We start from the raw sequence: 21158 nt of genomic DNA on the forward strand, positions 1-21158 counted from the left end.
TATAAGTTAAATTCTCCACATCGCGTCACTGCTCAGCGGGGTTATTAGTAAAACATCAGCATCCTGCCAATGTGAAATAAATTAGTCTTTTATACTCGTATGCGGGAGTTTGCCGGCTAAGACCGCATCTTCTAGGATCTTATTAACCTGAGCGAACACCTGTTCGGCATTGAGCTGCGTTGTATCAACAGTGATAGCATCATCCGCTGGCACAAGGGGTGCCACGCTGCGATTCATATCACGTTCGTCACGTGCTTTAATGTCCTCGAGTAGACCACCTAGTGTAACATCCAGGCCACGCTCCTTCAACTCTTTAAAACGGCGCTCGGCGCGCTCTTCGGCACTGGCAGTGAGGTAAATCTTCACCTCGGCATCGGGGAATACCACCGTGCCCATATCTCTGCCATCGGCGATTAAGCCGTTTTCGCTGCGAAATGCGCGTTGACGGCGCAGTAATGCTTCGCGTACACGCGGCAGCGCGGCAACTTTAGACGCCGCAGCGCCGACTTCTTCGTTGCGAATGCCATGGGTGACTTCTTCACCCTCAAGGATAATCTTGCTCGAGTCGGTCTCGTTATCAAACTCGAATTGCACATCTAAATTCGCCGCCAGAGGAACAAGGGCCTCTTCGCTATCTAGGGCTATTTGGTGGTGTAACGCGGCGAGCGCTAACACCCGGTAAATTGCACCACTATCAAGCACGTCCCAGCCTAATTTTTGTGCAAGTAAGCGACACACCGTACCCTTGCCTGAGCCACTTGGCCCATCAATGGTGATCACCGGCATTGATGCCTGCATTCAAACCTCCTGCATGCACAGCAAACATTAAAATCGGCGGTATTATACGCGAACTTTTCTGCAAATTCGCGTCATTACAGTAGTTTTTTAATATTGTTTTGTAACAGATCAAGTATCAGCCTGCTTGCGAAAAAGCGTAAACAGGCTGCAAAGGCTAGTACTGACTGACGTGTGACAGTGTATCAAAATAGGTAGGGAAGGTTTTCGCGGTGCAATTCGGGTCGTTAATAGTGACCGGCCACCCGCCCACTGCAACCAATGAAAAGCACATCGCGATACGATGGTCGTTATAAGTATCGATGGCAACATCATTAAGCGCTGCTACCGGGGTGATTTCGATATAGTCTTCGCCCTCAATGACCTCAGCGCCCAACTTCTTCAACTCGGTTGCCATTGCATGTAACCGGTCGGTTTCTTTGACTCGCCAATTATAGATATTACGAATTGCCGTTTTGCCCTTTGCAAACAGTGCGACTGTTGCCAGTGTCATTGCTGCATCAGGGATCGCATTGGCGTCAATGTCCACGCCTTTGAGTGTACCTTTGCGCACAACCAACTTGGTATCATGCCAATCAATGTCCGCCCCCACCTGCTGCATGACCTTCGCAAAGCCGATATCTCCTTGTACACTTTGCGAGCCAACACCATGAATGGTGATTTCACCGCCAGCAATGGCTGCCGCCGCAACAAAGTAAGATGCTGAGGAAGCGTCGCCTTCAACCATTATGCGTCCAGGGCTTTGGTATGTTTGTCCGCCTTTGACATAGAAGCGTTGATAATTGTCATGTTCAACATGGACACCAAATTTCGCCATCACTCCAAGGGTGATATCTATATAGGGCTTAGAAACCAACTCGCCTTTAATGCTGATGTTGGTATCCCCCTGAAACAGCGGAGCGGCCATCAATAAAGCGGTCAAAAACTGACTGGAAATACTGCCGTCAATGCTTACTTCGCCCCCGCTGAGTCCTTGACCGTGAATCACCAACGGCGGATAGTGACGCTGTTTGCTGTAGTGAATATCGGCTCCGAGGGACTGTAGCGCATCCACTAAGTGGCCAATCGGACGCTCTTCCATGCGCGGCTCGCCTGTCAGTGTGAAAGAGCCCGAAGTTGCTGCTAGCACCGCAGTCAGAGGACGAAATGCGGTACCCGCGTTACCGAGAAACAAAGCATCATCTGGGGTATCCAGTTCACCGCCCCGCCCGTGCACCACAGCCTGCGTTTTATCATCGCTCAATTCAACCTTAACCCCCAAGGCCGAGAGCGCTGCAAGCATATGACGAATATCATCGCTGTCGAGCAGGTTGGTCACTGTGGTGTTGCCCTGTGCAAGCGCTGCCAGCAATAAGATGCGGTTAGAAAGGCTTTTTGAGCCTGGGAGGGTGACCTCGCCATTGATGCCTTTAATTGGCGCTAATCGTAATGACTCCATCACCCATGCTCCTTGGCAAACTCATCCATAAAGGTCACTAGCGCTTCAATACCGGCAACCGGCATGGCGTTATAGATACTCGCACGCATTCCGCCAACAAAACGATGCCCTTCTAACGCCAGTAAGCCCGCCTGTTTAGACAGTGCTAAGAAGCGCTCGTTATGGCGCTCGTCGTTCAACCAAAATGGTACATTCATTAATGAGCGGCAGGCTTTGTCCACTTTATTATTGTAAAACGAGGAGCTATCGATGTAATCGTACAAGATGGCCGCTTTATTTTTGTTATGGCGCTGCATAGCTGGAACACCACCGTGCTCCTCGAGATATTTAAATACTTCATCAGCCAGATACCAAGCGAAGGTCGGCGGCGTGTTATACATACTGCCCTGCTTGGCTTCCACCGCGTAATCCAATATTCCTGGGCGCGGCAAACCTTGGCGTTCAAGCAGCGTCTTACGAACAATCACAATAGCAAGCCCTGAAGGACCAATATTTTTTTGCGCACCGGCGTAAATGACATCAAAATCATCAACATTGATTTCCCGCGATAGAATCATCGACGACATATCTGCCACGATAGGCGCACTAGGGTGGCGAGGCACATCAAATAATTCAACACCATCAATGGTTTCATTAGGGCAATAATGAATGTAGCTGGCTTTTTCAGGCAATGGCCATTGCGCCACCGGTGTTACGCCAAACTGACCATCACGGTCATCACGTACGTTCAGTTCAACCACATCGGTGTACTTACGCGCTTCTGTCGCCGCGCCGTCAGACCAAATACCGGTATTAACATACACCGCTGGTGCATCGTCCAAATGCAGATTCATTGGCACAGCGGCAAATTGACCACGACCGCCACCATGCATAAAGAGCACGGCAAAGTCATCGCTAATGTTCATTAACCGGCGCAACCGCGCCTCGCACTGTTGCGCCATGGTTAAAAACGGCTCGGCTCGGTGACTCACTTCCATCACCGATACTCCAAGATTTTGCCAATCCAAAAATTCACTCTGTGCCTTTTTCATAACCTCGGGTGGCAACATGGCAGGGCCTGCACAAAAGTTGTATACGCTCATTACTTCTATTTCCTCATTCCATATGCGTATGGATAACACCTAGGACGCTATGCACCACGATTAAGTGCTCGAAAGGTATTATCAACAAATAAAAAAAGCGGCCGAAGCCGCTTTCATATACTAAGAGATTTACTCAGGCGTGTCATCGCCTGCAGTGGGTGCCTGTGAATTTTCTGGCACCTCATTTTGCTCTATGTCGACTAGGTCTTCATCATCGATTTCTTCGATACGTTGTAACCCAACCACAGCCTCACCGTCAATGGTGCGGATCAAAATGACCCCCTGGGTGTTACGACCAACGCGAGACACTTCATTAACACGAGTACGTACTAAGGTACCGCGATTAGAAATGATCATGATTTCATCATTGTCATCGACTTGCACCGCACCAACTACAGGGCCATTGCGCTCGCTCACTTTAATTGAGACCACGCCTTGTGTCGCTCGACTCTTAGCAGGATACTCTTCTAATGGTGTGCGTTTACCATAGCCATTCTCAGTCACGGTCAGGATAGCGCCATCCCCTTGCGGTACAATTAACGATACCACTTTGACGTCGTCTGGCATCTTGATGCCACGAACACCTGTCGCAGTGCGGCCCATAGGACGCAGAGCGAGCAGTTCTTCGCCCGTTTCAGGGTCACGTTTAACTTCACCCGTTTCAGCGTCGCGTTGTTTCTCATTGAAACGCACTACTTTGCCGTGCTCGGTAAATAGCATGATGTCGTCTTCACCAGTGGTGATACGTGCACCGATTAAGCTATCCCCTTCGTTCAGGTTAATCGCGATGATGCCGCTGGCGCGTTGACGGCTGTAGGCCGTCAGTGGCGTTTTCTTAACAACACCGCTGGCGGTCGCCATGACAATAAACTTGTCTTCTTCGTATTCACGCACAGGTAATATCGTGGTGATGCGTTCATCAGCTTCGAGCGGTAGCAAGTTAACAATCGGCTTACCACGCGCTGCGCGGCTGGCAAGTGGCAACTGATAGACTTTCAGCCAATACAAACGCCCTGCGCTGGAGAAGCATAAAATGGTGTCGTGGGTATTGGCAACCAGTAAGCGTTCGATGAAATCTTCATCTTTCATCTTCGTTGCCGACTTACCCTTACCGCCTCGACGCTGGGCCTCATAATCACTCAAAGGCTGGTACTTAACATAGCCTTCATGGGACAAGGTCACCACCACATCTTCTTCGTTGATTAAATCTTCCAAGCTGATGTCGTGCGCCGCAGCACTGATTTCAGTACGACGTTCATCGCCATAGGTGTCTTTAATCAATACTAACTCGTCACGGATCACTTCCATCAAACGCTCAGGTGAACCGAGGATATGTAACAACTCAGCGATAAGCTCAAGTAGCTCTTGGTATTCATCAAGGATTTTACCGTGCTCTAGACCTGTCAGCTTATGTAAGCGCAGCTCCAAAATAGCCTGAGCTTGGGGCTCTGATAGATAGTATTGACCATCGCGAATACCTAGGCCATCAGCAAGCCAGTCTGGACGCGCAGCATCATCACCAGCTTTTTCCAGCATGGCTTTTACATTGCCGAGCTCCCACGGGCGAGATACTAACGCTTCTTTCGCCTCGGCCGGTGTTGGCGACTTACGGATCAGCTCAATGACCGGGTCGATATTCGCCAAAGCAATCGCAAGGCCTTCAAGGGTGTGTGCACGGTCACGGGCTTTACGTAAATCGTATACAGTCCGGCGAGTGACCACTTCACGACGATGAAGAATAAAGGCTTCAAGCATCTCTTTGAGGTTGAAACAACGTGGCTGATTGCCATCTAGGGCAACCATATTCATGCCAAACACTGTTTGCATTTGCGTTTGTGCATACAGGTTATTGAGGATAACTTCGCCGACTTCGCCGCGTTTTACCTCGATAACAATGCGCATACCGTCTTTATCAGACTCATCACGCAGCGCACTGATCCCCTCAATCTTCTTGTCTTTAACCAGTTCGGCGATTTTTTCAATCAAGCGCGCTTTGTTAACCTGGTACGGGATTTCATGGACAACAATGGTTTCGCGCCCGGTTTTTTCATCCACTTCGACATCGGCACGAGCGCGGATATAAATCTTACCACGGCCGGTTTTATAGGCCTGCTCAATGCCCTTTTTGCCATTGATAATGGCTGCAGTAGGGAAATCAGGACCAGGAATGTAGTCCATCAATTCTTCAATCGTGGTTTCCGGCTCTTTAATAAGCGCCAAACAACCATTGATCACTTCGGTGAGGTTATGCGGCGGTATGTTAGTCGCCATACCGACGGCAATACCCGAAGAACCATTGACGAGTAAGTTAGGCACTTTGGTCGGCAACACATCTGGGATTTGCTCGGTGCCGTCGTAGTTCGGCACAAAGTCTACAGTTTCTTTTTCTAAATCAGCCAGTAGCTCTTGTGATAGCTTCGCCATACGCACTTCGGTGTAACGCATCGCTGCCGCTGAGTCACCATCTACCGAGCCAAAGTTACCTTGACCATCAACAAGCATGTAACGCAAGGAGAATGGCTGTGCCATACGAACGATGGTGTCGTACACTGCACTGTCGCCATGGGGGTGGTATTTACCGATTACATCACCGACTACACGAGCCGATTTCTTATAGGGTTTATTCCAGTCATTGCGGAGTTCATTCATGGCAAACAACACACGACGGTGAACAGGCTTAAGCCCATCACGCACATCGGGAAGCGCACGCCCTACAATTACACTCATAGCGTAATCGAGGTAGGAATTTTTTAACTCATCTTCAATATTAACCGGAAGGACTTCGTTGGCGAGATCAGTCATTGATTCCACTTTCCTTCTTCATTGACAGCCTCCGTTCCCAACAAAGTGAAGGAGAATCAGCGACTGTCATTTGTCGTTATTATCTGCGTTCATGCTATCACATTATTTTTGATTTTACAGGCGCTAAATCTTTGCGATTTGCGAAAATCCCCCCGTATAATGGCCTCATAAACACGAGGAAGTTTTATATGACCGAACATCAAAATGTAGACCACAGTGAAATAGCTAAATTTGAGGCCATTGCCGAACGTTGGTGGGATTTCGACGGCGAATTCAAACCACTACATGATATTAACCCTCTGCGACTGGATTTCATCGCCCAGCATGCACAAGGGCTGGCGCAAAAGCAGGCCGTGGATATAGGCTGCGGAGGTGGAATTTTAGCTGAAAGCATGGCCAAGCTCGGCGCCCAAGTCACGGGAATTGATATGGGCCAAGAGCCACTCAATGTAGCGAAGCTGCACGCGCTGGAGTCTGGGGTAAAAGTGGATTATCAGTTAAGCACTGCCGAAGCATTTAGCGAACACCACAGTGAACAGTTTGATGTGGTCACTTGTATGGAAATGCTTGAGCATGTGCCTGAACCCGAGTCGGTTATTGCCGCCGCCGCCCGCCTCGCTAAACCAGGAGCAAATGTGTATTTCTCTACGCTCAATAAAACCACTAAAGCCTATTTATTGGCAATACTGGGGGCGGAGAAGGTGCTAAAAATGGTTCCTGAAGGCACGCACGACCACAGTAAGTTTATTCGCCCCTCGCAACTTATAGCATGGGCTGAGCAACAAGGGCTCAAAGTGCGTCACAGCGCCGGCTTAAGTTATAACCCGCTGACAAAACAATTTACCCTTAACAACGACGTTAGCGTTAACTATATATTGCACTTCGAAAAATTACTGTGATCGAAAATGATCCGCGCATTGTATTGGCAAATTCGCGGATGACGAATACACTATATCTGGTGGCTTGTTAATTTTTGAACACCAGATATAGTGATTTGAAATGATCGTCACGAATACAATTTAAGCGTATTGATGATAAAAAAATCAGTCGCTATCGGTACAAAAATTTCGTTTAAATTGTTTTTTTTGGCGTTGATTTTCATCTAAATACAGCTTTAAAAATGCTATAAGGTTAACGATCACTAACCCCTTGTAGTTATCCACAGATTGTCAAGGTATGCGCCTCTTGCAAAAGCATCGCTACCCCACTATCTTGTGAGTCGCTGTGATGAAAACACCATATATAGTGTTTAAATCTTGGCCAATTAGGCCGTGCTTTAATCTGCTGTACTCATAAATAGGTGATAGCGAAGCACTATCCTGGCAGTAAAGTAACATCCGCTGGTGTAAATACGGGCGGCAACACGTATTTCTCAGCCGTGCGCTAAGACAACTAATTATAAATACGGGCAATAACTATGAACCAACAGCTATCTGTTAGTAAACGCGACGGACGTAAGGAAGCGCTGGATTTAGATAAAATCCATCGCGTTATTACTTGGGCGGCAGAAGGTCTGAATAATGTATCTGTCTCACAAGTTGAACTTAAGTCCCATATTCAGTTCTATGACGGTATCCGCACCGAAGACATTCATGAGACAATCATTAAGTCAGCAGCAGATCTGATCTCAAAAGACACTCCTGACTATCAGTTTTTGGCAGCTCGCCTTGCCATCTTTCATCTAAGAAAGAAAGCTTATGGCCAATTTGAGCCACCGAAGCTGTATGACCACGTAGTTAAGCTCGTTGAAGATAAACGCTACGATCAACATTTACTCACTGATTACACTCAGTCTGAGTTCGAGCAAATGGATGCCTTTATTGATCATAGCCGAGACTTAAACTTCAGCTACGCTGCAGTAAAGCAGTTGGAAGGTAAATACCTTGTCCAAAACCGTGTTACTGGCGACATTTACGAGAGCGCGCAATTTTTATATGTATTAGTGGCTGCCAGCTTATTCTCTGAATATCCAAAAGAAACGCGTCTTGACTATGTTAAGCGCTTTTACGATGCCGTTTCTACATTCAAAATTTCGTTGCCAACACCGATTATGTCGGGTGTGCGCACACCGACTCGTCAATTTAGCTCATGCGTACTGATTGAGTGTGACGATAGCCTAGATTCCATTAACGCGACTTCTTCTGCAATCGTTAAATACGTATCACAGCGAGCCGGTATTGGTATTAACGCTGGACGCATTCGTGCCCTAGGCAGCCCAATCCGTAACGGTGAAGCCTACCATACAGGTTGTATCCCATTTTATAAGCACTTCCAAACGGCAGTAAAAAGCTGCTCTCAAGGTGGGGTGCGCGGCGGCGCAGCCACACTCTTCTACCCACTGTGGCACTTGGAAGTAGAAAACCTGCTGGTCTTGAAGAATAACCGAGGTGTCGATGACAACCGGGTACGTCATCTAGATTATGGTGTGCAGTTTAATAAGCTGATGTATACCCGACTCATTAAAGACGGCCACATTACCTTGTTCAGTCCATCGGATGTACCAGGCTTGTACGATGCCTTTTTCGAAGACCAAGAAAAATTCGAACAGCTATATGTGCAGTACGAACAAGACGACAGTATCCGCAAAAAGCGTATCAAGGCTATTGAGCTGTTTTCGATGTTTTTGCAAGAGCGTGCCAGCACTGGGCGCATCTATCTGCAAAACGTGGATCACTGTAATACTCACAGCCCGTTCGATGCTAAAGTCGCGCCTATTCGCCAATCTAATTTATGTTTAGAAATCGCGTTGCCGACTAAGCCGATGAATAATGTTATGGACGAAGAAGGCGAAATTGCCTTGTGTACGCTATCGGCATTTAACCTCGGTGCTATTAATTCACTCGACGAGCTCGAAGAGCTGGCCGAACTAGGTGTCCGCGCCCTTGATAGCCTGTTGGATTACCAAGAGTACCCTGTTCCTGCTGCGTATAACGCCACCATGGGCCGCCGTACTTTGGGTATTGGCGTCATTAACTTTGCCTATTACTTAGCTAAAAATGGCAAACGTTATTCCGATGGCAGTGCCAACGCGTTAACACACAAAACTTTTGAGGCGATTCAATATTACTTAATGAAAGCGTCAAATGAGTTAGCGAAAGAAAAAGGCGCTTGTCCTAAGTTTAACGAAACAACCTATGCTCAAGGCATTATGCCTATCGATACTTATAAGAAGGATCTCGATAGTGTATGTGACGAGCCGTTGCACCTTGACTGGGATGGACTACGCGAAAGCATTAAAACCCATGGTATGCGTAACTCAACGCTATCAGCGTTAATGCCTTCAGAGACATCATCGCAGATTTCTAATGCCACGAACGGCATTGAGCCACCGCGTGGGCACATCAGCGTTAAAGCATCTAAAGACGGTATTTTGAAGCAGGTAGTGCCTGAATATGAGCGTTTGAAAGAGCAGTACGAGTTACTTTGGGATATCCCTTCTAACGATGGCTACCTGCAACTTGTTGGCATTATGCAGAAATTCGTTGACCAAACGATTTCAGCCAATACCAACTATGATCCAAACAAGTTCGAAGGCGGTAAAGTACCTATGAAGTTACTGCTTAAAGACTTATTAACCGCGTACAAGCTTGGTGTCAAAACGTTGTACTACCATAACACTCGTGATGGTGCAGCTGACTCGCAAGACGAGCTTAAGCCAGAACAAGCCGATGACGGCTGTGAAGGCGGCGCGTGTAAAATATAATTACAGCATGCGGCTGTGTACAGCCGCATTCCTTTGTTGTTCTACCAAGTAGATTGAGACCCCACGACTATGTCATACACCACTTTTAGCCGTAATCATAACGACCAATTAAAAGAACCGATGTTTTTTGGGCAAACGGTGAATGTGTCACGTTACGACCAGCAGAAGTACCCTATTTTTGAGAAGTTAATTGAAAAGCAACTGTCTTTCTTTTGGCGCCCGGAAGAAGTGGATGTCAGCAAAGACCGTGTTGATTTTCAATCATTGCCCGATCATGAACGTCACATTTTCTTGAGCAACCTGAAATACCAAACCCTGCTAGACAGTGTTCAAGGGCGCTCACCCAACGTTGCCTTGCTACCTATCGTGTCGCTGCCCGAGTTGGAAACCTGGATAGAAACATGGGCGTTCAGTGAGACCATCCACAGTCGCTCATACACTCATATCATTCGCAATGTAACGCAATCCCCTGAGCTTATTTTTGATGACATTGTCACCAATGACAAAATCAATGAGCGTGCCGACGCGGTGACTCGTTACTATGATGACTTAATCCACTTAACATCAATTTACAACCTGTACGGCGAAGGTCAGCACACCATCAACGGCGATGTCATTGATGTGAGCCTGTACGAGCTTAAGAAACGTTTGTATTTAGCGATGATGTCGGTGAATATTCTCGAAGCCATTCGCTTCTATGTGTCGTTTGCATGCTCGTTTGCGTTTGCAGAGCGTGAACTGATGGAAGGCAATGCGAAAATCATTAAGCTTATCGCTCGTGATGAAGCCTTGCACCTCTCTGGTACGCAGCACATGCTCAATATTATGCAAGAAGGTAAGGACGACCCGCAAATGGCAGAGGTAGCAGCCGAGTGCCGCGAGCAAGCCATTGCGATGTTTGTCGATGCAGCGCAACAAGAAAAAGAGTGGGCTGAATATCTCTTCAAAGATGGCTCTATGATAGGGCTCAACAAAGACATTCTCTGTCAGTACGTTGAGTACATTACCAATGTGCGTATGAGCGCAGTAGGCTTGCCAACTCAATTTGAAACTCAAAGCAATCCGATCCCATGGATCAATGCTTGGTTGGTATCTGATAACGTGCAAGTTGCTCCGCAAGAAGCGGAAATCAGCTCTTACTTAGTTGGCCAAATCGATTCGCAAGTGGATGCTAACGACTTTGGTGACTTTGACCTTTAATATAAGCGGGGCCCCTTTGGGCCCCTACTTTTCCTAATCGTGTCTAACAAACCCGCTACAATCACACTTAATGGCCAAGCCCTGCTTCATCCAGAGCAGAGCCCTAGCTTGTTACATAGCCTAGAAAGCCAAGGTGTCGATGCGCCATATCAATGCCGTGAAGGGTTTTGCGGCGCTTGTCGAGCCAAGCTATGTCAAGGCAGCGTGGTGTATCGCCACGAGCCGCTTGCTTTTATTCGTGATGGTGAAATATTACTGTGTTGCTCCACCCCTGAAGGCGACATTGCAATAAGTTTTGACGACTAGAACCAACTCACCTGCAGTGCTGAACGAACAAATACATCGTTGGCAGTAATACTGATTTCATCACTGTCAACACTCACATGCCATGCCAAAGAGCGCGCCAACATGCCCTCTAGGCGCTCAATAAAAGCGTTTTCGATAGCAATTAGCTCAACTCGCTGATGTGCTAGTAACCAGTGCTGTAGCTCACTATCAACAGGCAGTACGGTGATCACATATAATTGTTGAGCCTCGCGATATAGCTTATTTAAGACCTTAATATCACCTGTAAACACTTCGATAACCAGCTCATAATCATCAAAATCATTTTTGGCATAAACATCACGCTGTGGTTTCTCACGAGCGTCACATAACGTAAGGTCATGGCGATAAGCAAATAAGCAAAATCCAAGCAGTCGTAGGATAAAGTGATGTAGGGATTCGTTATCTCGCCGCGCGGTTGTAAAATGCTCATTCAATTGGCAGTGATGAACGTTATCATTAATTGTAAAGTGTGCTTTAAACACCCTTCCTTTATCGCTCATAAGTCCCGCTTCCTGATCCTTGATACTTAGTAAGTATAGAGCAAGGCGCTGGGTAACAACGAATAAACTCGAGGTTATAGTATAACATTGTTGAGTTTATTGATTTGCTAATGTTATATTATAGCCAATGTCAGTAACTGGAAGTATTCTTATGTTCAAACCTGCGCCTCTTTCTCTCACTATTGCCGCGCTACTGAGTGCGCCCAATGCGCTCGCGGGCACTGTGACCGGAACCGTTATCGACCCTCAACAGCAACCCATCGAAAACGTTATTGTCCACTACCATGGTAAACAGCAAAGCGTTCGTACCAATGCCAATGGTGAGTTTTCAATCACCCTGGATGCAGCGGGCGAGCTACATTTCAGTAAAGACGACTATATTGATAAGCGCGTGGCGGTTAATGAGCAAGACCAAACGGTTCAAGTCAACCTTACCCCCTCCGCAATTGAAACCGTTGTTGTTTACGCTTCGGGACTGGATAAAAATAACCTCGACATGGTATCGCCAGTATCTGTACTGAGCGGCGATGCACTGCGTGATAGCGCGCAACCAACATTGGGTGAGACCCTCAAAGGGATCCCAGGCATTAACGCCAGTTATTTCGGCCCTGTTTCATCGAGCCCTATCATTCGTGGTTTAGATGGCCCACGTGTAAAGATCACTCAAAATGGTTTAGACAGCAGTGATGCCTCTCGCGTCGGTCCGGATCATGCTGTGACCACCGAGTCTATTGCTGCTGAGCAAATAGAAGTACTTCGTGGCCCAGCTACGTTGTTGTATGGCTCTGGTGCTATCGGTGGTGTAGTGAACGTCGTTGATAACCGTATCCCCACCAATCGTATTGAGGGTTACGAAGGAGCTGCTGAATACAGCCATGATACCGTATCGACTACCAACACCTATGCGGGTAAGTTTGCAGCGGGTCACGATGGCTTTAATGTCCATGTCGATGGCACTGACCGTGTTGGTCATGATTATGAGACTCCACGTTTTTATACCCAAGAGCATGAGGGCGAATTAGAGGCTCACGATAAAGTGGATAATACCTTTATCGATAGTGCCACGGTTAATTTAGGCACCAGTTATGTTGCCGATCATTGGACCCTTGGTTTGTCTTATGGCCGTATTGAGAGCGATTACGGAATACCGGCGCACTCCGAGCATGGTCATGAAGAGCACGGATACGATGAACATGGCCATGAAGATCATGGACACGAAGATGAGCATGACGGTCACGATGAACATGCCGGCGAAGAGCAAGCCCATAATGTATTTGCGCGCGTTGAGCAAGACCGCTGGCAAGCGTTAGCAAGTTATTCATTCCACGACAGTATCATAGAAACACTGAGCGTTCGCGCAGGTTACACAGACTACCGACACGCTGAAGTGGAAGAGCAGACAATCGGTACCTTATTCGAAAATACCACCCATGAAGCACGCATCAATGCCAAGCATCGCGTTGGTCAATGGCACGGTACATTGGGCTATCACTACACTGACTCTGACTATGCAGCTTCGGGTGCCGAAGCCTTTACACCTGCGACAGAAACGCAAGTACACGCCCTGTACTTGCTGGAAGAGCGTGAATTTGGTGACTGGACATTAGAGCTTGGTGCTCGCGTCGAAGATTACAGTTTGTCTAGCGATATAGCTGGTACATCAGAACATGAAGATGAACATGACAGTCATGACCATGAACAAGAGCATCATGATGAGCACCTCGAAGACCCAGAGCTAATCGCTTACGAGTATGATGAAACAAACATGAGTTTTTCATTAGGTGGGATTTGGCAGTACCAAGAAGGTTACAGTTTAGCTGTCAGTTTATCTCATTCTGAGCGTGCTCCACTCACCGCTGAGCTGCTATCTAATGGTGAGCATATCGCAACATCAACGTACGAGTTAGGTCTTGCTTATGATATAGAAGACGGTGAAGCACACTTTAACGGCCAAAATGTGCAGCAAGAAGTGGCAAACAACATCGATGTCAGCTGGCGTAAATACATCGGTGATTTTGGCGTTAACCTAAGTGTGTTCTATAACGACGTTGAAAACTTCTATTACCAACAAGATACTGGCTTGGTATATGAGCATGATGAAGGCTTCATTGCTGCACAGCTTGGCGATGAAGACGCCATGACAGTGTATCAATATCAGTCTCAAGACGCCGAACTATATGGCTTCGAGTTAGATATGCACTACCAAATTAGCCAGCAATGGCGTATCAAGGGCTTTGCCGACTCGGTCAGCGCAAAACTCGATAATGGTGAGTATATTCCTCGTATTCCTGCCGCCAAGCTTGGCACCCAGCTTGATTACACGCTACAAAATTGGGACTTAGCACTTAAGGCCACGCACTATCTTGAACAAGATGATATTGCCGCCTCTGAAACGGTCACTGACGCTTATACCTTAGTTGATTTCACCGTTGACTATAACTTTGCCGTGGGGTCGTTTGATGGCGTGGCTTACATGCAATTAAATAACCTGACTGATGAGCTTGGCTTTGTTCATAGCTCCTTTATAAAAGAGCAAGCTCCGTTACCTGGGCGTAATCTGCGTCTCGGTATTCGCGCTTACTTCTAATTCGGTTAGACGTAAAAAAGCCCGCATTTGCGGGCTTTTTTATGTTTGTAACCTTAACCGTGTTTACGGCGCCAGCCTAGCAGTGGTAACGCCAATAAAGCGAGCCAACCTAGACTTCCACTTTGACGCTCGTAGGTTTCTGCAGCCTCAGGTGGGCACTCTTCAACCTCACCGCCGGCGATAGGAGTGAGTTTCACTGGTTTGGCTACACTCTCGTATAGCGTCTCACCATCACTATCGACCTCCACTTCACCGAAAGAATTCAACTTAGGTTCGGTTTTAGTAGCAACACCATAAATGATGTTGTCATCATCAATGGCCGTTGCTTCAGCGAAGGTATACGGATAATTGCTTTCACCATCAACGTCGTAGCATGGCAATAAATCGTTAATATTGGCGATTTTGTCATCACCTAAGGTGTAGATGAAGCCTTCACGACGACGACTGCCTGAGTTAACAACATCGACTTCACCTTCGCCGACAATGACGCCCTGCTCGTTTATGTCACGGCCCACTGAGCTTGAACTGGTAAAGTAGTCTGTCGGGAACACTGTGGTGCCCGTTTCAATGTTATGGTAGAAGAACTTGGTCGTGCGTCGCCCTTCGATGTTTTTGGTGGCATAGCCGGTGACGATGCCATTATCAGTAATCGCCGTTGCCTTACCAGAGTACCAATCATCTTCTTGGTCGATGATTTCTAGTACTTCACCATCTTTAAACAGGGCTGGCAGGGTATTAATGCGATTATCGTTGTTATTATCACGGATATGTGAATAACCAACGGCAATTCCTTGTGCATTAACGGCCAACGCCGTAGAGACGAATGCACTGTTTTCGTCTTCTTCAATGCTCAACCCTAAACCAAGGTTCTTTGTATCAACCACATTTAAATCTGCATCCAAGGTCCACAACGTGGCTCGGCGGTCATACAAACCGTTGCGGGTATTGCTGGCGCTGCGATTTTCGATTTCCCAAACGCACACCGCAACCGGCTCATCTTCACCGTCGCAGCGATCGTCATAGTTATCTTGGCGATCTTCAGGCACGCCAGTTGAGCTGTCACCAACCACATAGTAACCGCCATCAGGGCGCATAACGATATCATTCGCTGTCCCTTGACCGCCGTATAAATCGCTGATCACTGGCAAGGTGACTACCGTGCCATCGACACCTACAACCACCCCGCGAGAGCGAAAATCGCGCACAAAATAGGTTTGCGCCTCATCATCGCCACTCGGCGTGAATTCTATTTGTTCATAAGGTGCTGATGACCACCCTGCGCGCACCCCATCTTCACTGATAGCGTTATATAAGTTGGCGACGCTGCGCGTCAAACCGTCGTAATGATCGCTTTGCTCGTCTAATAACACCTGCTCTGTTGCTGGGCTCGGTGTAAAGTTTACAGCCACGCTGTCAGCAATTTTCTGCCAGTTGGCATCGCTGTTAACACTAGATGTTGATAGGAAGCTAAGCATAAAACGATGCGCATCAGCATTGAGATTACCTGCTTCGATATCGTCCAAGGTAAAGGTAATTTCTTTATCAATGGCTTCGAACTGACTACGCTCCCAATCATCGTATGCGTTGGTGATCTGGCTATCGCTAAAGTCTATGTAACTAACATCGATTGGAAGATTGTATACGCCACGAGCTTGGCCAATAACCTCGCCATTATTATTAGCATCAGTAACGTAATGGTGTTTCGCAATATCTAAGGTACTCAGCTCCTCCACCTGATAAACGGCACCATGGACATGGGCGCTCAAGCCGGTAAGAATGCTCAATGCGACTAAGGATTTTTTCATGTTCTTCCCTACTACTGATTTTGTAATTCTTCGAGTTCTTCCCAACGGGCGAACGCAGCTTCAAGCTTCGACTCAAGCTCGGCCAATTGGTTCAATTTAGCGCTGGTAGTTTCGTTATCTTGCTTAAAAAAGTCACTACTATTGACCTCTTGTTGCAATGTGTCAATAGCTTGCTCAAACTGTTCCACCTGCTCAGGTAAGGTTTCGAGTTCGCGCTTATGCTTATAAGACAGCTTATTACTGGATTTAGGCTTGCTAGTTTTGCTCTGCGCTTGTTGCTGCTCGGCCTCGGCAATGGCTTTACGCTGCGCCTCTAGTGCCGCCAACTGCTGGGCGCGATAAGCTTCATAATCGCTGTAACCGCCCACCACTTCGGTGATTTTACCATTGCCGTCAAATCCCCATACGCTGGAACAGGTGTTATCGATAAACTCTCGGTCGTGACTAACAATCAACACCGTGCCTTGATATTGGTTAACAATATCCTCTAATAGCTCGAGTGTTTCAATATCAAGGTCGTTAGTCGGCTCATCGAGTACCAATACATTCGAAGGCTGCAAGAAAATTTTCGCTAGTAACAGGCGGTTCTTCTCTCCCCCAGAGAGAGCCTTCACTGGCGTACGAGCGCGCTTAGGGGGGAATAGAAAGTCTTGCAAGTAACCCAGGACATGGCGTGAGCGCCCGCCTACATTGACTTCCTGCTTACCGTCCGCGACGTTGTCTTGCACACTTGCCTCTTCATCAAGCTTGGCACGGTATTGGTCAAAATAAGCTATTTCTAAATTAACGCCTTGTTTAAGTTGTCCTTTGGTGCTTTGCAACTGCCCAAATAGTAGCTTCAACAAGGTCGTTTTGCCGACCCCATTAGGGCCGACGAGGCCAACACGGTCACCACGCATCAATAACGTGGAAAAGTCATCGACTATGACTTTATCACCAAAGGCGTGGCATAAATGCTTGGCCTCGGCAACTAACTTGCCTGAACGTGCTGCAGTTTCGATATTTAAATCGACTTTGCCGACTTGCTCTACCCGTTGTTTACGCTCTTGTCGCAGTGCTTTCAGTGCGCGTACGCGGCCTTCATTACGCGTGCGTCGCGCCTTAATGCCTTGGCGGATCCACGCCTCTTCTTCTGCCAGCTTTTTATCAAACTCGGCGTTTTGTTGTTCTTGCACCTTTAAATCGTGGGCTTTACGCTCTAGGTAAGTTGCATAATCCCCTGGGTATGAGACCAACTGGCCACGATCAAGATCGAGAATTCGGGTTGCTAAGGCGCGGATAAAGGCACGGTCATGCGAAATAAAGATAATCGCGCCTTTAAACTCTTTCAAAAATTGCTCTAACCACTTAACCGATGCGACATCCAGGTGGTTGGTGGGCTCATCCAATAGCAGTAAATCGGGTTCACCAACCAGGGCCTTCGCCAGTGCCACTTTACGCAACCACCCTCCTGAAAGAGTGGCTAATTGCGCGTCTGCATCTAATTCTAATTGCCCCAGTACGAGCTTAATTTTGGAATCAAATCGCCAGCCATCTTGGGCTTCGATATCGGCAGAAATACTTGCCAGACGCGACAATGCTTTTTCATCATCGGCATGCTCAGCAAGCTGTGCGTTTAAGGCATGAAACTCTTTAAGTAATTTAGCAACGGTGGGCAGGCCATCGGCCACATAGTCGAATACGCTGCCCTCACTATCACGAGGCGGATCTTGCTCTAGGCGCGCAATTTTAAGCTCACCTACCTGATTAATGTCACCATCATCAAGAATGACATCACCGCTAAGGACTTTTAAAAAAGTCGATTTTCCGGCGCCGTTACGGCCAACAACACACACACGCTCGCCCTGCTCAATAACGGCATTGGCACCGTCAAGTAACGGATGAGTTCCATAGGCCAACTGGCCATTTGTTATTCTAATAAGGTCCATACTGCTCTATCAATTGATTGATTGCCTGCTGGTCAAAAGGCCATCCCAGCTCGGCCTCGGGTCGATGTGCCAACGCCATAACGGGAATACGCACTTGGTAGGCGCTAAGCCACTCGGGATCATCGATGATGTCACGCAATTCAATAGCACTCACTTGTGGATGCTGCGCCAACATTGCTTGCGCTTGCTCGCACAGGTGACACCCTTCGGTGTGATATAACACCACCTTAGCCACGGCGAATGACCCAGGCATTGTGAATATGTTTGTTACGGGCAAAATCTGCAGACTGCGTCTGCTCAGTGATATTTTCAACAACCAAGCCTTGTAAAGCCAGTGCGTCTTCGTCCATCTTAAAACCACGTTTATTGTTCGAAAACACTAAGGTGCCATTTTTTGCCAATAACTTAGCTGTGTCTACCAATAGGCTGACATGGTCACGCTGTACATCAAAACTTTCCTTCATGCGTTTTGAGTTTGAAAAGGTTGGCGGGTCGAGAAAAATAACATCGTACTCACCGCGCGTACGTTTTACCCACTCTAAACAATTGCCATGCTCAAAACGATAGCGCGGGCTCTTTAATTTATTCAATGCGAAGTTACGCTGCGCCCATTGCAGATAGGTTTTCGACATATCCACGGTGGTCACTGATTTAGCTCCGCCCAGCGCCGCTTGCACCGAGGCTGTGCCTGTATAGGCAAATAGGTTCAGCACCCGTTGATCTTTGGCAATATCGCGAATGTATTTACGTGCTAAACGGTGATCGAGGAAAATACCGGTATCAAGATAGTCATATAAATTCACCTCAAACAGCGCGCCATATTCGCTAATCACTTGGGTGCGACCTTGATTCGCTTGCGCTTGGTATTGACTGTCACCTTTTTGCCGCTGTCGCACTTTCAAGGCAACATTCGCTGGCGCCAGCGACAGCGTCTCACAGGTTAACATTAATACATCCTGCAGACGTTTCTGGGCGACGCTCTCATCGATGTTCTTCGGCGCAGCATACTCGTAGATCACCGCACTATCTGGATAGACATCTACGGCGACATTGTATTCAGGAATATCGGCATCATAAATACGATAAGCGGTGATTTGCTCTTGCTTGAGCCACTTTTTCAAACCTTGGCGGTTCTTTTTCAGGCGATTGGCAAAGGCCACCGACTGCTCAAAATGCAGTGGGGTTTTATCCCCTTTATGCCCTTGGGTCTGCTCTTCGGTAATGTCGTACAGTGCCAATACCGTATCGATGGGGCCATTTTTAAACTTGTATTGCTTGTGCTTAACTAATTTAAACAGCTTCAATAGCTCTGCATCACTCACTAGCAAAGCGCTGCGCCAGTGACAAAAGCCCTGTTTGAGTTGATGCCCCAGCTGGCGATACAGGGCCAAAATTTCGGCCATCGATCCTAAACGCTCACCGTAAGGTAAGTTCGCAATGACCACACCGGGGCGTTTACACGGCGCCTTCATATTGGCCAAATCACCGGTGTCAAAATCGATATACTCAGCGACTTCTGCGCGCGCAGCATTGTCTTTAGCCTTGGCAATGACGTTGGGATTAATATCATGACCAATGAGCCAAGGTTTAGCGCTGTCGTTAATCTCATCGCGTAGGGACTGCTTTAATTCTTTAAATTTGACCGCTCGGTGACTGGGTAAACGTTCAAAGGCAAACTGCTCACGTTGCAAACCCGGAGCAATGTTTTTTGCCATTAGCGCCGCTTCAATGAGTAAGGTGCCAGAGCCACAGGTGGGATCAAACAGCGGTTGCGTGGTGTCATCTAGCCAGCCACTGCGCATAATCAACGCGGCCGCTAGGTTTTCCTTTAAGGGAGCTTTACCCTGAGCGCTACGGTATCCACGCTGTGAAAGACGAGGACCTGAATAATCAATGTACAGCGTCAGCTTATCACGATTCAGCTTTGCCACCACGCGCACGTCAGGGTGCTCTTTGCTGACATTTGGGCGGCGCTCATATAAGTCGTGGAAGTAATCACAAATTGCGTCTTTAATAACAAGGCCACCAAACTGACTGTTTTTCAGCTGGCGGTTAGTGCCATTAAACTCCACGGCAAAAGACTGATCCGGCCCAAAATACTCTTGCCAAGGCTGAAAGCGGGCAAAATTATATAACGCGGTTTTGTCTTCAACACCACTGCCCTGTTGCAATTGCAGCATGACCCGAGTAGCAAGGCGCGTCGTTAAACAAATGCGTTGAGCAGTAAGGCTATCAGCACTGAACTCCACCGCGCCAACACGCTGTTTTTGTACTTCGGCGCCAAGCGCGCTGAGCTCTTGCTCGAGTAACTGTTCAATGCCTATGGAAGTAAGGGCAACAAATTGCAAAGTGACTATCCTATCTCGTAAATTCGCCGAGATTGTATCATAGCCGAGGAAGGTTAAGCGCGCTTTTGTTGGTTCTGAGCGGATAAAATAGGATGAATTCGGTTGTTCAGTACCTTGATAACCTCAAACTGTTTTAGGCTAAGATTTTCATCAAGTGCGAAGTGTGGTTCCAAGCACAAACAAACACTGGCGCCATCGGCACAATCAACAATGAGAAACTGGCCGCTTTGGCACTGTGAAGTAAGGCTAACAATGGCTTCTTGATTGATATCTCGGCCGGTGTATGGCGCAAAAAACCAACTTTTAGCGAGCACAGGCTTAAGGTAGTGTTTTACCGCTGTGGCGTTAAGTGCTATTTGACAAATCTGCGCATCACTCCACAGATTAAAGGTACTTAAATACTCGCCCACTTGCTTATAAAAGTCGGCGTCAAGGAGGTTAAATTGGGGCTCACTCAAGGCTTCATCTGTCAGCTGGCGCAGCTTATAGGGCGTGCAAAACTGCATCTCTCCCATATCGAGCACTAAGCGATTTTGCTCACTCGAAATTTGCCATTGCCAATGTCGTTGTGCCTGTAACATGTTGCCCTCTAAATCCGTAAAAGCCTTTGTACACCTACCTTATAACTTTGGATTATAGCGTT

General features: G+C 47.5%; 15 protein-coding genes. 5 read left to right on the forward strand and 10 right to left on the reverse strand.

The window, feature by feature from the left end; translation table 11 throughout:
• Positions 1-81: 81 nt before the first annotated feature.
• The 4 genes from cmk to gyrA form a co-directional block, all read right to left on the reverse strand.
• Entirely contained in the window at positions 82-798 is a 717-nt protein-coding gene (gene cmk, locus PRUTH_RS05910) for a (d)CMP kinase (protein ID WP_045978732.1), read from the reverse strand.
• Positions 799-952: 154 nt separating this feature from the next.
• The gene (gene aroA, locus PRUTH_RS05915; protein ID WP_151172836.1) at positions 953-2233 is read right to left on the reverse strand and encodes a 3-phosphoshikimate 1-carboxyvinyltransferase; all 1281 of its coding nucleotides are present in this window, start codon (positions 2231-2233) and stop codon (positions 953-955) included.
• Positions 2233-3315 (reverse strand): 3-phosphoserine/phosphohydroxythreonine transaminase, encoded by a 1083-nt coding sequence (serC, locus tag PRUTH_RS05920; protein ID WP_045978730.1) that lies wholly within the window; start codon positions 3313-3315, stop codon positions 2233-2235. The genes aroA and serC overlap by 1 nt, the downstream gene beginning before the upstream one ends.
• Before the next feature lie 129 nt (positions 3316-3444).
• Positions 3445-6117 (reverse strand): DNA gyrase subunit A, encoded by a 2673-nt coding sequence (gyrA, locus tag PRUTH_RS05925; RefSeq protein ID WP_022943832.1) that lies wholly within the window; start codon positions 6115-6117, stop codon positions 3445-3447.
• 188 nt (positions 6118-6305) lie between these two features.
• Here gyrA and ubiG point away from each other — a divergent pair, with 188 nt between their 5' ends.
• The 4 genes from ubiG to yfaE all read left to right on the forward strand — a co-directional run bounded on the left by ubiG (position 6306) and on the right by yfaE (position 11326).
• Entirely contained in the window at positions 6306-7016 is a 711-nt protein-coding gene (gene ubiG, locus PRUTH_RS05930; RefSeq protein WP_151172837.1) for a bifunctional 2-polyprenyl-6-hydroxyphenol methylase/3-demethylubiquinol 3-O-methyltransferase UbiG, read from the forward strand.
• 518 nt (positions 7017-7534) lie between these two features.
• Complete coding sequence (gene nrdA, locus PRUTH_RS05935) at positions 7535-9820, forward strand: class 1a ribonucleoside-diphosphate reductase subunit alpha (protein WP_022943829.1); 2286 nt, start codon at positions 7535-7537, stop codon at positions 9818-9820.
• A 69-nt stretch (positions 9821-9889) separates the two neighbouring features.
• A complete protein-coding gene (gene nrdB / locus PRUTH_RS05940) occupies positions 9890-11020 on the forward strand; it encodes a class Ia ribonucleoside-diphosphate reductase subunit beta (protein ID WP_045978727.1) in 1131 nt (376 codons plus the stop codon).
• 39 nt (positions 11021-11059) lie between these two features.
• Positions 11060-11326 carry a class I ribonucleotide reductase maintenance protein YfaE gene (gene yfaE / locus PRUTH_RS05945; RefSeq protein WP_138508394.1) on the forward strand — a complete coding sequence of 89 codons (267 nt, stop codon included), beginning with the start codon at positions 11060-11062 and terminating at the stop codon, positions 11324-11326.
• On the opposite strand, the gene PRUTH_RS05950 is transcribed toward yfaE, so the two are convergent.
• Positions 11323-11847, reverse strand: a complete 525-nt coding sequence (locus PRUTH_RS05950) for a YaeQ family protein (RefSeq protein WP_151172838.1) — start codon at positions 11845-11847, stop codon at positions 11323-11325. The genes yfaE and PRUTH_RS05950 overlap by 4 nt on opposite strands.
• A gap of 151 nt (positions 11848-11998) precedes the next feature.
• Here PRUTH_RS05950 and PRUTH_RS05955 point away from each other — a divergent pair, with 151 nt between their 5' ends.
• Positions 11999-14434: a TonB-dependent receptor gene (locus PRUTH_RS05955; RefSeq protein WP_151172839.1), complete on the forward strand. Its 2436-nt coding sequence runs from the start codon at positions 11999-12001 to the stop codon at positions 14432-14434.
• A gap of 53 nt (positions 14435-14487) precedes the next feature.
• Here PRUTH_RS05955 and PRUTH_RS05960 read toward each other — a convergent pair whose 3' ends face one another.
• The 5 genes from PRUTH_RS05960 to PRUTH_RS05980 are packed head-to-tail and all read right to left on the reverse strand — an operon-like array spanning position 14488 to position 21096.
• Complete coding sequence (locus PRUTH_RS05960; RefSeq protein WP_138508391.1) at positions 14488-16239, reverse strand: DUF3466 family protein; 1752 nt, start codon at positions 16237-16239, stop codon at positions 14488-14490.
• A gap of 11 nt (positions 16240-16250) precedes the next feature.
• A complete protein-coding gene (uup, locus tag PRUTH_RS05965; RefSeq protein WP_151172840.1) occupies positions 16251-18167 on the reverse strand; it encodes an ATP-binding cassette ATPase Uup in 1917 nt (638 codons plus the stop codon).
• A complete protein-coding gene (locus tag PRUTH_RS05970; RefSeq protein WP_045978722.1) occupies positions 18154-18420 on the reverse strand; it encodes a glutaredoxin family protein in 267 nt (88 codons plus the stop codon). The genes uup and PRUTH_RS05970 overlap by 14 nt, the downstream gene beginning before the upstream one ends.
• Entirely contained in the window at positions 18395-20515 is a 2121-nt protein-coding gene (gene rlmKL / locus PRUTH_RS05975) for a bifunctional 23S rRNA (guanine(2069)-N(7))-methyltransferase RlmK/23S rRNA (guanine(2445)-N(2))-methyltransferase RlmL (protein ID WP_151172841.1), read from the reverse strand. Before rlmKL ends, PRUTH_RS05970 begins: the two co-directional genes overlap by 26 nt.
• Positions 20516-20568: 53 nt before the next feature.
• A complete protein-coding gene (locus PRUTH_RS05980) occupies positions 20569-21096 on the reverse strand; it encodes a cell division protein ZapC domain-containing protein (RefSeq protein ID WP_022943964.1) in 528 nt (175 codons plus the stop codon).
• Between the last annotated feature and the right edge of the window lie 62 nt (positions 21097-21158).

It is taken from the genome of Pseudoalteromonas ruthenica, from assembly GCF_008808095.1.
Taxonomy (GTDB): Bacteria; Pseudomonadota; Gammaproteobacteria; order Enterobacterales; family Alteromonadaceae; genus Pseudoalteromonas; species Pseudoalteromonas ruthenica.

Coding starts and splice junctions, on each gene's coding strand:
- PRUTH_RS05955 (WP_151172839.1), top strand. CDS start 11,999: ATGTTCAAACCTGCGCCTCTTTCTCTCACTATTGCCGCGCTACTGAGT.
- aroA (WP_151172836.1), bottom strand. CDS start 2,233: ATGGAGTCATTACGATTAGCGCCAATTAAAGGCATCAATGGCGAGGTC.
- nrdB (WP_045978727.1), top strand. CDS start 9,890: ATGTCATACACCACTTTTAGCCGTAATCATAACGACCAATTAAAAGAA.
- serC (WP_045978730.1), bottom strand. CDS start 3,315: ATGAGCGTATACAACTTTTGTGCAGGCCCTGCCATGTTGCCACCCGAG.
- gyrA (WP_022943832.1), bottom strand. CDS start 6,117: ATGACTGATCTCGCCAACGAAGTCCTTCCGGTTAATATTGAAGATGAG.
- cmk (WP_045978732.1), bottom strand. CDS start 798: ATGCAGGCATCAATGCCGGTGATCACCATTGATGGGCCAAGTGGCTCA.
- ubiG (WP_151172837.1), top strand. CDS start 6,306: ATGACCGAACATCAAAATGTAGACCACAGTGAAATAGCTAAATTTGAG.
- PRUTH_RS05970 (WP_045978722.1), bottom strand. CDS start 18,420: ATGCCTGGGTCATTCGCCGTGGCTAAGGTGGTGTTATATCACACCGAA.
- PRUTH_RS05960 (WP_138508391.1), bottom strand. CDS start 16,239: ATGAAAAAATCCTTAGTCGCATTGAGCATTCTTACCGGCTTGAGCGCC.
- PRUTH_RS05980 (WP_022943964.1), bottom strand. CDS start 21,096: ATGTTACAGGCACAACGACATTGGCAATGGCAAATTTCGAGTGAGCAA.
- PRUTH_RS05950 (WP_151172838.1), bottom strand. CDS start 11,847: ATGAGCGATAAAGGAAGGGTGTTTAAAGCACACTTTACAATTAATGAT.
- nrdA (WP_022943829.1), top strand. CDS start 7,535: ATGAACCAACAGCTATCTGTTAGTAAACGCGACGGACGTAAGGAAGCG.
- uup (WP_151172840.1), bottom strand. CDS start 18,167: ATGGACCTTATTAGAATAACAAATGGCCAGTTGGCCTATGGAACTCAT.